General features: G+C 44.6%; 12 protein-coding genes. 11 read left to right on the top strand and 1 reads right to left on the bottom strand.

All coding sequences use genetic code 11. From position 1 onward, the window contains the following. Nucleotides 1–212 precede the first annotated feature (212 nt). From F6K53_RS04135 to F6K53_RS04100, 8 genes are all read left to right on the top strand, one after another. Entirely contained in the window at nt 213–1,118 is a 906-nt protein-coding gene (locus F6K53_RS04135; RefSeq protein WP_293018080.1) for an NAD(P)-dependent oxidoreductase, read from the top strand. A gap of 94 nt (nt 1,119–1,212) precedes the next feature. Then, nucleotides 1,213–1,947, top strand: coding sequence for a sulfotransferase family protein (locus F6K53_RS04130; protein WP_293018079.1), 735 nt, complete (start codon nt 1,213–1,215; stop codon nt 1,945–1,947). Nucleotides 1,948–2,017: 70 nt separating this feature from the next. Further along, complete coding sequence (locus F6K53_RS04125; protein WP_293038689.1) at nt 2,018–2,356, top strand: 2-oxoglutarate and iron-dependent oxygenase domain-containing protein; 339 nt, start codon at nt 2,018–2,020, stop codon at nt 2,354–2,356. Beyond that, nucleotides 2,292–2,918 carry a 2OG-Fe(II) oxygenase family protein gene (locus F6K53_RS04120; RefSeq protein WP_293038686.1) on the top strand — a complete coding sequence of 209 codons (627 nt, stop codon included), beginning with the start codon at nt 2,292–2,294 and terminating at the stop codon, nt 2,916–2,918. Before F6K53_RS04125 ends, F6K53_RS04120 begins: the two co-directional genes overlap by 65 nt. Before the next feature lie 628 nt (nt 2,919–3,546). Further along, complete coding sequence (locus F6K53_RS04115) at nt 3,547–5,316, top strand: S8 family peptidase (protein WP_293067405.1); 1,770 nt, start codon at nt 3,547–3,549, stop codon at nt 5,314–5,316. Then, nucleotides 5,313–5,537 carry a hypothetical protein gene (locus F6K53_RS04110; protein ID WP_293018073.1) on the top strand — a complete coding sequence of 75 codons (225 nt, stop codon included), beginning with the start codon at nt 5,313–5,315 and terminating at the stop codon, nt 5,535–5,537. The genes F6K53_RS04115 and F6K53_RS04110 overlap by 4 nt, the downstream gene beginning before the upstream one ends. A gap of 700 nt (nt 5,538–6,237) precedes the next feature. Further along, a complete protein-coding gene (locus F6K53_RS04105) occupies nt 6,238–6,384 on the top strand; it encodes a hypothetical protein (protein WP_293067408.1) in 147 nt (48 codons plus the stop codon). A gap of 470 nt (nt 6,385–6,854) precedes the next feature. Next, nucleotides 6,855–9,377 carry a CHAT domain-containing protein gene (locus F6K53_RS04100; RefSeq protein WP_293046781.1) on the top strand — a complete coding sequence of 841 codons (2,523 nt, stop codon included), beginning with the start codon at nt 6,855–6,857 and terminating at the stop codon, nt 9,375–9,377. Nucleotides 9,378–9,453: 76 nt separating this feature from the next. On the opposite strand, the gene F6K53_RS04095 is transcribed toward F6K53_RS04100, so the two are convergent. Further along, the gene (locus tag F6K53_RS04095) at nt 9,454–10,041 is read right to left on the bottom strand and encodes a hypothetical protein (protein WP_293018070.1); all 588 of its coding nucleotides are present in this window, start codon (nt 10,039–10,041) and stop codon (nt 9,454–9,456) included. 64 nt (nt 10,042–10,105) lie between these two features. On the opposite strand from F6K53_RS04095, the gene speA reads away from it, so the two are divergent. From speA to F6K53_RS04080, 3 genes are all read left to right on the top strand, one after another. Then, complete coding sequence (gene speA / locus F6K53_RS04090) at nt 10,106–12,253, top strand: biosynthetic arginine decarboxylase (RefSeq protein ID WP_293018068.1); 2,148 nt, start codon at nt 10,106–10,108, stop codon at nt 12,251–12,253. Between the two features lie 265 nt (nt 12,254–12,518). Further along, a complete protein-coding gene (gene speY / locus F6K53_RS04085) occupies nt 12,519–13,628 on the top strand; it encodes a deoxyhypusine synthase (RefSeq protein WP_293067413.1) in 1,110 nt (369 codons plus the stop codon). Further along, nucleotides 13,555–13,722 (top strand): hypothetical protein, encoded by a 168-nt coding sequence (locus tag F6K53_RS04080; protein ID WP_293079998.1) that lies wholly within the window; start codon nt 13,555–13,557, stop codon nt 13,720–13,722. The genes speY and F6K53_RS04080 overlap by 74 nt, the downstream gene beginning before the upstream one ends. Nucleotides 13,723–13,741 lie beyond the last annotated feature (19 nt).

Genomic DNA, 13,741 nt, shown 5'->3' with positions numbered 1-13,741 from the left:
CATGAATGTGGTTTTGAGTTTCAATATATAAGTCCCTGTAAGCAATATCATGTCTATAAGAAAGTCATCTAAGCAGGCTTAAGCTGTTCAGCATTTAGATTGGGATACCTCAATTAATAATCACAGGAAACAGGTAATAACCAATTTAAATGCACATCAGCTTATAATTAGAATATCAAAAATAAATTTTTTTTGTTTGGACATAAAAAAACATGAATAAAATAGGCTTTATAGGTGTTGGTAACATGGGAAATCCCATGGCACGAAATTTACTTGAAGCAGGTTTTTCTGTGGTTGTCCATGATTTACGTCCGGCATCAGCAGAAAACCTGATAAAAAAAGGAGCAAAATGGGCAGAATCACCAGAAGTCGTTGCTCGTCAAACAGATGCAGTGATTACAATGTTACCCAATCCTGCAGCAGTGGAAAGCGTTCTTTTGGGTGAGAAAGGACTATTAAAAAGTTTAAGTCCCAATTCAACTTGGATTGATTGTACGACCAATTCTCCCACCTCATTCCAACGAATTGCAGAAGAAGCTATTTCTGTGGGGGTTAAGGTACTGGAGGCACCCGTAACCAATGCAGTAGATGGGGCAGAAAGAGGAGAATTAATCTTTTTCGTTGGTGGTGAGCTTGAGGTATTTGAACAAGCAAAGCCTATTCTTGAACCCATGGCAGAACAAATTTTTTATGCAGGAGGTTTAGGAACGGGAAATATAACTAAGCTAATTACTAATATGCTCTGGTTTATCAATGCTTGTGCAATCGGAGAAGCACTTGTTATTGGAGAAAAAGCTGGTATTCCACTTACTAATTTATCGGAAATGATTAAAGCAAGTGCTGGCAACAGTTGGGTTGCACAGCATGATATTCCATCTATCTTTGCAGGACATTATGATCCATCCTTTACTCTTAAACTGTGTGTCAAAGATTTGCGGCTTATTGATGAACTTGCTCAACAATACAATATACCTTTAATGATGGGAAATCAAGCTAGAAGTATTTTTCAGTCTGCCCAGGCAAAATATGGTCACGACAAAGGAGAAATGTCTGTGGTTAAACTGTTAGAAGATATTGTAGGAGTATCTTTGCAAATTAATCAAGTAAGTAAGGATTAAGCTTTAAAATATAGATAATAAAGAAGGATGAATGTGACCCAATTATTGGCGCTTTCATCCAAAGCATAAAATAATAATACGTGAATTAACGACAATGGATAAAATATTAGCTCTGTGGGCATTGCCACGATCAACGTCTACTGCATTTGAGCGTATGATGCGAGAAAGAGGGGATTTTTCAGTACATGACGAACCTTTTGGGTTATCTTTTTACTACAGTCAAGAGCGTCGTAACACTACCCGTTATCCAGAAGCGGAGTTAAATCCTGAAAATAGTTTTAATTCAATCTTAGCAAAGTTAAAGCAAGAAACTGAAAATAAGCCCGTTTTTATTAAAGACATGGGCTACTATGTTACCCATATAGCTAACCCGGAGTTTTTGTCTAATTTTGAGAATACTTTTTTAATAAGAAATCCAGAAAAATCTCTGCCGTCACTTTTTAAAAATTGGCCTGATTTTACCTTAGAAGAAACTGGATATGCTGAACTAAATAGGCTGTTTGAAACATTGAATGAAATGAATGGAAAAGTTCCAATATTAATAGATTCAGATGATTTAGTCCAAAAACCTGAAGCAACGGTGAAGGCTTATTGTGAGGCTGTGGGTATCTCTTTTATTAAAGAAGCTCTAGCATGGAAAGCTAAGCCTCAACCTGAAATCAATCAATGGGAAGGTGGATGGCATGATTATACTCAATCTAGTCAAGGATTTAAAGAACGAGAAAAAAAAGATTATGCCAAAATTGAAGACCATGAACATTTAAAGCAAGCTTATGAGTTTTGTTTGCCTTACTACCAAAAGCTCTACGAACAGCGCCTTTGTATTTAATATAAATTAATAAAAAAAGATAGATATTTTTTTTATTAATTTATCTAATTAACAAAATTCAAATACCTCAATGCTTAAAACTCACTCAGGCAACGAAGAACACAAACGCCTCTACAAAATCTGCTTAGAGCATGGGTTTTTCTATTTGAAAGATCATGGCATTTATGCCGATTTAGTTCAACAAACCATCGACAGCTCTCGTAACTTTTTCCAGTTGCCAAAGGACATTAAAGAAGACTACGGACAGGATAAACAAACCGTTTATCCCAACACGTCTAGGGGCTACGTCCCCCTTTATGGCGAAACCCTCCATGAGGATGTTGGTCCTGATCCCAAGGAACTTTTTGACCAAGGCAATCGAACATCCACCTTCAGACAAGCCGTTTACTGGCCCCAGCTTGATTCCTGATGATACTGTAGCCCCTAGTTTTGCGGCATCCCACTATCAGCTTCAAGGGGAAATTATGACTAAAATTGTTCCCCACCTTCTTAGGGCACTGGCTGTTGCTTTGAACCTTGACCCGGATTGGTTTGAGCCTTATTTTGATGATCCAATCCTGATCCATCGAACTATTTACTACCCCTCGGAAAGTGGTGTGGCAGGAAAACATACAGACAACGGTATTTTCACTGTGTTAATCCAAGAATATTTTCCCACTCCTTCCCTGCGGGTTTATACTAAAAATGCCTGGATTGATGCGGTCTGTTTAGAAGATGCTTTTGTGATTAATTTGGGGGATATGTTGCAACTTTGGACAAATGGTTTGTTTGTGAGTACTCCCCACGAAGTGATTCATACACTCTCCAGGAGTCGGATTTCGATTCCTTTCTTTGTTTATCCAGATGTCAACGCAACGTTTGAACCGATCGGAACCAATAAAAAGATCAATGCTACTGACATTATGCTGAAAAACTTTAATTCAATTTGGGTGAATAAAACAGGGGCAGGTAGGGCTAAAGAATTAAAGTAATCAGGATTTTGTAGATAAGTTATAGGGATAATAGCTGACTTGTCGCCCCCTCAGCCTTGGTTCACTGGTTGACCATACCCCCTAAACCCCACCCGCGACACCCGGTCTTCTTTTTCCCCTTCTTGTCCCCTGCTTGAGCGAACCCATGTTTTGCGATCGCATTAATCTTTATCTGTACAATCCCATCTCAATCCTCAAATAGCTCTTTATTTCCTTAAAGGTGCTGACTTGAGTCAATTTTGATATAACCAAGACACAAAATCCCCCTCACCTTCAAAATCCAACAACCTGAGCAGGTGACAACAGGGTCAATTTCTATAGCGCTTGTCATAATCAGGAGCTAAACAGGATTTTTTCCCTCTTGCCTCTTGCCTTCCCCTCCTGGGAGGGGTTAGGGGTGGGTGCCTCTTGCCTGTTGCCTATTATCTCCTTCACCCTTGATCAAGAATTAATAGCTAGCAATTTTTGAAAATTGGTATAGGGTACCTAAATCAATTGTGATAATTTTTGATGCCATATTCCCTACTCCCTACTCCCTACTCCCTACTCCCTACTCCCTACTCCCTACTCCCTTTGCTATATAAGCTATCGTGGTGATTAAAGACTCGCAAACCAGCGACAGATTGCCATGAGAAAATTTTTGATACTGTGTCTGTTTGTAGTAGGGCTGGGTTTTGCCCTGTTTAACTTTAAAGGATTGGCAAATCAGGGGAATTTTGAGTCGATTGTGATCGACTTCCGGGAAGATATACCAGCTGCTCAACTTAATGAGCAATTGCAAGCGATCGCAAAAGAATACGAGGTTAATCCCCAACTCAATAGTGAATTTTCAGCAGCAGATCACATATATATCCTAAAGGGAGATAAACAACTGCTGAATACCCTGAAACAATCAGGACTATCCCAAGCAACAGAATATATTGAACCGAACTATACCTATAGTGCTTTCGAGGTTCCCAATGACCCTGACTATGGCAAGCAGTGGAACCTGCGCAGCATTAATGTAGAATCTGCCTGGGATGACACCAAGGGTAGTGGCGTAACAGTAGCAGTGATTGACACCGGGGTCAGCGCAGTCCCGGATTTGAAAGATACTGAATTTGTTGAAGGCTACGACTTTGTCAATGACCGGATTGAAGCATGGGATGATCAAGGTCACGGTACTCACGTAGCTGGTACCATTGCCCAATCTACCAACAATGGTTACGGTGTTGCCGGAGTTGCTTACGAAGCTACCCTGATGCCCCTGAAGGTATTGGCAGCTAATGGTGGTGGTACAGTGGCTGATATTGCAGAAGCGATTCGCTTTGCCGCTGATCATGGGGCAGATGTGATCAATATGAGTTTAGGGGGGGCTGGTGAAAGCAATCTGATGGCAGAGGCAATCGACTATGCCTATTACAAAGGTGTTGTCCTAGTGGCTGCTGCTGGTAACTCTAACCAAAATGCTGCCGCTTATCCTGCCCGCTATCCCCATGTTATTGGTGTTTCTGCCCTTGATTCCGCAGGTCTGAAAGCTCCCTACTCTAACTTTGGTGCTGGGGTAGATATCTCAGCCCCTGGTGGCAGTGAAAATGGTAAGATTTTGCAAGAGACGATTGATGGAGACACAGGCAGCCCTGTATTTGCTGGCTTCCAAGGCACCAGTATGGCATCGCCTCACGTAGCTGGTGTGGCAGCTTTAATCAAAGCTACTGGGATTCAAGACCCTGCTGATGTATTGAATGTACTCAAGCAGTCCACCCGAGCTATAGAAGATGACCCCCTAAACCACTATGGTGCTGGACAATTGGATGCTGGTGCTGCGGTTAAACTGGCTCTGAAAGGACAAATTACCTTCCAAGACTTCTTCCGCTGGTTACGGGATAACGGCTATCTCAATCCTCGCTTTTGGATTGACGGTGGTGTGATCGCCCTGTGGCCGAAGATTGCTATGGTACTAGGTTCCTACCTGCTGGCCTGGTTCTTGCGCAATTATTTTCCCTTTACTTGGAGTTGGTCCCTGGCCACTGGCTTAGTAGCCGGGAGTTCAGGATTATTCTTCCTGAAAGGTTTGTATATATTTGACTTACCCCAATGGCCCTTCCGAGTCATGGGCAGTTCGATTCCAGAATTGGGTAGCGCTATTGGCAGCAGCAGTTTTCTCAACCCTCTATTTGCCAGTGTTGTGATTCCATTTATATTAATCGCCCTACTGTTAGGACATCCGCAATGGAAGTGGTTAGCAGTTGGTTCAGCTCTCGGTGTGGCCAGTTGCCTAGCTGTGAGTGCTGTGGTTTCACCTGAGCTAATCTGGCTTGGAGGCGGGGTTTTGTCTCGGGTGTTCCTGATTGCCAATGCCTTGCTCTGTTTTGGACTAGCTTATTTAGCCGTTCAAGGGGAGAAACAATCAGCATGACGATCAGCATCACAGGCGTGATTGAGCGCAAAGACATCGGGTCAGGAGCCTGGGCACTGGTTTCTGACTCAGGGGAAACCTACGAACTCAAGGACACTCCCGCACAGTTAAAGCAATCGGGACTGAAGGTCACGGTTACAGGAGAGGTGCGAGAGGATGTGATGACCTTTGCGATGATTGGTCCGGTTTTGGAGATCAAGTCTTTTGAGTTACTTGATTGAGGATCTTATCTCTTAAAGGAAGACAATCAGGACGTAAGTATTCAGCTATCAGCTATCAGCCGTCAGCTGACGGCTGATAGCTGACATCAGGACTTACCCATCAAGACCCTTAAAGCCCGCTTTCTAGTTATAAATTAAAGGCTGAAATCCCTGTAATTATCGTCGATAAGGGGGTTTGTGCATTAGTCTTGACAAGTTAAGATGCTCCGGATCTCCCTATTTCCCGATCACCCCATCACCCATCGACCCTAGCTCCCTAAAAGCTATGGTCAAAAATCATCTACCGATGGGGTGAAATCCCAAGACTCGGTAATTACCGAGTCTTGTCAAAATCTTTACAAAAACCATAATAAAGCTCAAACAATACACCTAGAGCTTCTCCCTAAGACTGACAAACTGCTTAATACCAAGGATTAGCCACTGTTGACCTGAATTAGCAAAGTTGAGGGTCAGGCTGACTAAAATGCTCTGCAGACAGTGATGAAACCCCAAAGGAGTATCTTGGGGAAAATTTCAGATGTTAAGCTAGTTGGTAACACGCTTATCATAAGTATCGATCAACCTAACCCTAATCCTTTCTCCTGGAAACCTTACTGATTCAGTACATCCACTGCTGGGTATGAGTACCAATTACCAAAGGGGAAATTAGCTGGTTGCCAAAGCAATTTCACCTGTTTTAAGTGCTTAAGACTGTGTCTTGATGCAGTCGCTCATGGGGGAAACCACGGCAATAGCGAGTGGGGGGAACCCCCAAGACCGCTTAGGTGCGTTTACAGTCGTCGAATTAAATTCGCCACGGGTCGCACCTCTGCCTCCCCAAGACCGCTTAGGTGCCCTTGACCCGTAATTAAATTCGCCACGGGTCGCACCTCTGCATCGCTTAATCAGTTGGTGTTTAGAGGAAAAGGAGCAAGCAAACTAAATCTATAGAGATGGCTAGATAGAGTGGGTAACACCTTACCACCCAGTGAAAAAAAATCCCCAGCTCACCAAAGTGAACCGGGGGTGTCAATCAGGGTGCATCTACCATTTCACTTTTCCGAGATTGGTGATAGCAATCCGGAAAAATCTGGGTAAAGTGGCACCCAAATGCTGGAATTAGGAAATTTTCTGATTCAAAACAATTAACAGAGTATGCCTTGGAAACCTTAAATAAAAAACGGCATCAATACCATGAGCCAACAAGAATTTTCCCCTAAAGGAATACTCCTCAATAAGCAAATAGTAAACAAATATTCAAGAATTTTTAAACCTTCAGCCAAAGCTCGTCACTATGAGCAAAATTGATCCCTTGAAATTGAGCAAAATTGGGCAACAGTGGCACAGGAATTCCATATCTCCGTAACCCCCTTAGGAAAACATGATGATTATCTGGTGCGCATCGAACGAGTGGCACCGGGAGTCTCATTGGCAGAAGAACAAGTCAGTTGGCCGGTAGAAGAATGGTTAACCCAGGCCAAGCAACTGATGAATGACCCCCTATTTAGTGTCCTGCAGGGTAGGGCAGCTGGGGTGGATGGCAGTTTTGCCATGCCATCTTGGGGAGAACCGTACTCTCAATCCTCTTTAAACTTAGTTGCCTTGGGTCAAGAGCTATACAATGCCCTATTTAAAGGAAGCTTGCGCGATAGCTGGATGATGGCGCAAGCGATCGCTCAAAATCAACGGTCGGTTTTGCGGCTGCGTCTGGGATTGAAAGGTACAGAATTACCCCGCCTACCTTGGGAAGTCCTCCATGCTGGGGATCGTCCCCTAGCTACAGGAACTGATGTGGCTTTCTCCCGCTACCAGATGACCAAAGGCTTGATTAGACCAGTTCCGAAGCCTTTGTCTCCACCGAATCAACCTCTGAAAATTTTGATGGTGATCGCCGGTCCAAGTGATCAAGAAAGTTTAGAACTCTTACAAGAAGCATCTCACCTCAAAGAAGAACTCCGCCATCGTTCACCCAATGGACCCCCAGCGATTCATCTGACCATTCTGGAACAGCCAGGACGGGAACAGTTAACCCAAGCCCTGGAACAAGGAAAATATCAAGTCTTCCACTATGCTGGTCACTCTAACCTAGGGGAATCAGGTGGTGATGTTTACCTGGTTAGTAAAAAAACTGGTTTGACAGAGACCGTAAGGGGTGATGATCTAGCGGGATTGTTAGTTAATAATGGTGTCCAGCTGGCTGTATTCAACTCCTGTCGTGGTGCTCATACAGCTGTTTCAGATAGCCAGGAAAACGGTAACGATCAAAATCTCGCCCAAGCACTGGTTAAGCGGGGTATTCCTGGGGTTCTAGCCATGGCAGAGCGCATCCCCGATGAGGTAGCCCTGACCCTAACCAGACTATTATACCGTAACATCAACCAGGGTTATCCCATTGACCTAAGCCTCTCGCGAGCTAGACAAGGACTGATTTCTGCTTATGGCTCGAACCAGCTTTATTGGGCATTACCTGTTCTCTATCTGCATCCGGAATTTGATGGTTTCCTGACCAATGATGACCAGAGTTATGACCGAACTCAAATATTTACCCTGCCCGATCCTGATGAGACCTCTGTCGGGTTAGACCCAGAAGAGGGGTTTTTTACGCCACCAACAGAATCTGATCATACCACATTCTCAGAATTTGAGGAAGAGTCAGCTCTTGTCTCTAGGGGAGAAGCTGAGTATGACCATGAAAGTATCACTGGTGTACCACAGGGTTTAGAATCCCATGAACTAGAAGCAGACGATCCCGCTGCTTTCATTAAGGGATTGCTGGATCAGCTGAATACAGAGGCTCAGGGTGGGGAATCAAAAATAGCAGCATCGAATTTAGAGGGGTTATCCGAAAACCCTTACTCAGACACTGCTCAGAAGAACTTACCAGTCCATACCCCAAGCCAACTCCCTGCTCCTAGGAAAGCTTCAGCCGCAACCCTGACAGCGGCTTTGTCTAGCGATGGTTCAACCCAATTAGCTCCAAAGCCTGAGGATACTACGGCAGAAGTTGAGGCTAAAAAGGTCACTAATCCTAAACAGAAGGGTTCAAGGTTACCAGGTTCACCATTGTGGATCGGACTAGGAGCAACGGGAACTCTTGCCTTAGTACTTTTGGGCGTTTGGTTTTTCCAGAACCCTCCTGGTTCTGAGGTAGGGACACAATTACCACCAGGTTCGGAGACACCTGGTGATTACCCAACTTTGACAAATGCTAAAACCAACATCGTCACAGCGATCGCAATTGAAGCATTCAGTAAGGGTAATATTATTCGAGGAACCGAAGCTGTAACGGCATTGCTAGACCGGGGTGCATTACCCGATGCTTCTGCTGCCCTTCAGGAAGTTCCCTCAGAACAATTGAATCAGTCAATGGTGAGTTTCTTAAGAGGTCGTCTGGCATGGCAGTCGATCCAGACCCGCTCCGATGAATACAGTCTTGATGATGTCAGACGTTATTGGCAAAGAGCAGTCAAACAAGAACCTGACTCTTGGACTTACCGTAATGCCCTAGGGTTTGCCTATTACGCTGAAGGCAAATACGAGCGAGCTAACCAAGCTTGGTATGATGCACTGTACAGGAGTAGCAACAATAAATCTACAACAGTTGGATCTGGAAAATCCAGCAATTCCCAAAAATTGAATACCTATGCTGGCTTAGCGCTAGGGTCGTGGAAATCGGCTCAAGAACAAAACGGAGCTAAGCGGGCGAGTTTGTCCCAACAATCCCTCAAGCTACGGCAACATGTGCTCACCAACGATCCGATTAACTTCCAACCTGATGCCTTGAGCAAGAACTGGCTTTGGTCACAGCAAGCGATTAAAGATTGGCAATCCCTGTTAGAGGTTAGAACTTCTAACAATTGACGGGTTTTGCGTCAACCGTCAAGAGTGAACAAAGGGCAAATTAAGGGCAAATTAAATCACCACTAGCCTCGGCTGATTACTGATCCCGCATCAAGGAAGACAGAGAGCGGCGCTTACGCATATCCATCATGTTGGCAAGAGTCTCGTCTTGAGCATTGGTCTGATCAGTAGGCTCTGGTGGCAAAACCGTTACCTCGGTCTGTTGGTCATCGCTACTGTTTTGTGATGGTGGTAATAATGGTACTGATTTGACTGGTTGTTGTTTGCGAGTCGCCTTACGGCGTCTAGAATTACGGCGTCGCCTTCTACTGCTGACACTAGATGTTATCGGTCTTTTCGGTTTCGTTTTCCGGCTTGAAAATTTTAGAGCCTGAGTAAGCAATAAGCAACCGCTGGCGCAGCCTATAGCAACAACACCAAACAAAGACAGTGGCACAGCCTCTTTTGCCGCTGATGCCCGCAGTTGGGCCAGAGCTGGTTGTGGATTATTGGCTTCTTCTTCAATCGGTCCAGGATCAATCAGACCCATAGTTGCTATGCTACCGGCTAAGACCATAACAACCCAAAGCCCAACCCAAACAGCAATCTGATGATTGTATATTAGCGTTTGGATGGACTGGAAATAATCTTGCTTTTGAGCCTGATGACCAGATGGTTTAGACATCGACGCTCACGATTAGTTAAAAAACACGCTGACGGCATTTTAGCATGGCTAGTCAGTTCGACCAATGTCTTTAAGGAGGTTATTGGTGACACTACAGCGTAAATCCCAGTTTCAAGAGTATTTAACCCCTGAGAGTACTAATGAGACTACTACTGAGATCTCGACTCAAAATCCTACAGATTATGGTGTTAAGTTGATAGACTCATCCTGTTCTCCAATCCCTAAGCATAACCAAAACCATAACCAAGATCACAAGACCTCTCAATCTTGGACAATTGAGAAAAGTGAGGAGCTTTATCAGATCCAAGGCTGGGGAGAACCCTACTTTGCCATTAACACTGCTGGTCATATCATGGTGTCCCCTAAAGGCAATGGGGGCGGCTCGTTGGATTTGTTGGAACTGGTAGAATCCCTGAAGCAGCGCAACTTGGGACTACCATTACTAATCCATTTTTCAGATATTTTGGCAGACCAGATAGAGCAATTAAACGCCTGTTTTGCCCAAGCCATTAGTCGCTACAAATACCCTGGTCGTTACCAGGGAGTGTTTCCAGTTAAATGCAACCAGCATCGACATGTGGTAGAGGATGTCGTGTATTTTGGTCAACCTTATCAATTTGGTTTAGAAGTCGGTTCTAAACCTGAATTGATGATTGCTCTAGCAACATTGCTCACTCCGGATTCCCTAATTATTTGTAACGGCTACAAAGACCGGGAATATCTTGAAACTGCGCTTTTAGCTAGGCGATTGGGACATAATCCGATAATTGTCCTAGAACAGCTAGAGGAAGTGCAGCTAATCATTGAGGTGGCGGCTTCGTTAGGAAGCATCACACCAGTGCTGGGGGTGCGAGCCAAACTGAGTACACAAAGCATGGGTCGTTGGGGAAACTCTGTAGGAGATAAAGCTAAATTTGGTCTGAAAATTCCAGAAATACTCCAAGCCATTGACCAGCTACGGGAGGCTGGGATGCTTGAGTCATTGCAGCTGTTGCACTTCCACATCGGCTCTCAAATCTCTGCCATTAGCGTAATTAAAGATGCTATTCGCGAAGCCAGCCAAATTTATGCTGAGCTGAAGGGATTAGGGGTGAATATGCAGTATCTAGATGTAGGTGGTGGCTTGGCAGTGGATTACGATGGCTCGAAAACGAACTTCCATGCCTCCAAAAACTACAACATGCAGAACTATGCTAATGACATTGTGGCTGCGGTGAAGGATGCTTGTGAGGAACATCAAATTCCAGCACCAACACTGATTAGTGAAAGTGGTCGTGCGATCGCATCCCATCAATCAGTCCTGATCTTTGATGTTTTGAGTACCAGTGATGTCGAATCTCAATCCCCTCCACTGACAACGGAACAAGACCATCTAATTATTCGGAATCTTTGGGAAACTTACTGTACTATCGACCTTGAGAACTACCAGGAAGCCTATCATGATGCCATCGAGCTTAACCAAGAAGCAAAAAGCCTGTTTAGTTTAGGCTATCTGAGCATTACTCAGCGGGCTAAAGCCGAGCAGCTTTATTGGGCGTGCTGTCAGAAGATTCGGGAAATTATCAGGACACAAGACTATGTTCCCGATGATCTAGCAGACCTGGAAACGATCATGGCATCAATTTACTATGTCAACCTATCAGTCTTCCAATCAGTGCCAGATTGCTGGGGAATTAACCAGCTATTTCCGATTATGCCCATTCATCGGTTGGATGAAGAACCAACCCAAAGGGCTATCCTGGCTGACCTTACCTGCGATAGTGATGGTAAGATTGACCAATTTATTGACCTGCGGGATGTTAAATCGTTGCTGGAACTACATCCTTTGCGCAAAGCCGAGGAGCCAGAGAGAATTTCCAATTCCAAATCCCAAATCCCAAATCCCAAATCCAAAGAACCCTACTATTTGGGTTTCTTCCTAGTCGGTGCCTACCAAGAGATTATGGGGAATTTACACAATCTTTTTGGTGATAGTAATGCAGTTCACATCAAATTAAGCCCCAGAGGGTATGAAATTGAACACGTGGTTAAGGGAGATACAATCACGGAAGTTTTGGGTTATGTGCAGTATGATGCTGAAGATTTGGTGGAAGGTATGCGCCGCCTCACAGAACAGGCGTTGCAACAGAACCGAATTACTTTGGCAGAATCTCAACGGCTGCTGCAAAATTATGAGCGGAGTTTGAGGAGTTATACCTATTTGAGTTCCTAAGCTCAGGAGTTACCCAGTAACTCGAATTGTTGGGTTTCCTACAACTTATAGGGTTTGGTGCTCAGTTTTCGGTAAGTTCTGCTGAAGAAAAGCATTTCATTGTACTCCCTACAGCCAAAGCGATGGATATATGATTGATGGCACAGACAAGCGCTAAGGTAATCTTTGCCATGAATCCTGAACCATGAACCTTGACAATAAACAATGTTTATCTTTAAGTTAGAACCGTCGTGAAGTGCAAGTTTTATCGAGTGATTTGACTAACATGCCCACCAAAGAAAATCGCTTTTTGCAAGGGCGTAAAATCGCTCCGGGTCCGATTACGGCAGGAATCCCAATCACAGAGTTGATCGACCAGACGTTTCTAGCCTACAATTCCGGTCGATTACGAGAAGGCTGCCAATTATTGGTAGAGCGGATGTTGCAGCCCAACGTAACGGTGGGTTTAAGTTTGACAGGAGCATTAACCCCCGCAGGCTTAGGAATGGCCGCAGTTATCCCATTGATGGAGGCAGGGTTTGTCGATTGGATAGTATCTACGGGAGCCAATCTCTACCACGACGCTCACTTTGGCATCGGATTGGAACTCCATCAAGGGCGGCACGATATTAGTGATGTGGTATTGCAGAAAGAAGGAGTTGTCCGGATCTATGACATTTTCTTCGATTATGACGTGCTGCTATCAACGGATAAGTTCTTTCGTCAGATCATTGAACAGCCTGAGTTTAAGGATCAAATGGGAACGGCAGAGTTTCACTACCTCTGCGGTAAGTACATTGCTGCACGGGAGCAGACATTGGCACTGGAAAACCAATCCCTGCTGGCGGCAGCTTATCGGTTAGGAGTCCCTATCTATACCTCCAGTCCTGGAGATAGTTCGATTGGGATGAATTTAGCAGCGCTAGGGTTGCAGGGCACCGGACCAGTCATTGATGTGTCCTTGGATGTGAATGAAACCGCAGCAATTGTGCTGGCAGCTAAAAACAATGGGGGAGCCAGTGGGATTTGGATCTTGGGAGGTGGCTCGCCGAAAAATTTCATGTTGCAGACGGAACCGTATCTTCAAGAAGTCTTGGGTATTGATGAGAAGGGGCATGATTACTTTCTTCAGGTAACTGATGCCCGCCCAGACACAGGGGGTTTGTCAGGAGCAACTCCATCGGAGGCGGTCTCTTGGTGCAAGCTTGATCCACAAAAGTTATCAGAAACAGTAGTGGTTTATTGCGACTCGACTATTGCTATGCCCCTACTGACAGCTTACTGCCTAGCTAAGGTAGCGCCTCGTCCTCTAAAACGCCTCTATGACCAACGGAAAACCTTACTGGAGCAGTTGCAAGAGGCACATTTGGCTACCCAAGCTACAGCAGTCAGGTGAATTAGGATTTATGGGAACAGCGGATCTCGGAACAGGGAACTTTAGGAAAGAGCGATGCATCACTACTCCCTACTCCCTACTCCCTACTCCCTAAAACCTAGAACTTTTTACCT

Origin of the sequence: Moorena sp. SIO4A1 (assembly GCF_010672065.1) — a bacterium.
GTDB lineage: Bacteria > Cyanobacteriota > Cyanobacteriia > Cyanobacteriales > Coleofasciculaceae > Moorena.
Note: the sequence above shows the minus strand (reverse complement) of the source record. Positions and strands in the feature narration are given on the sequence as shown.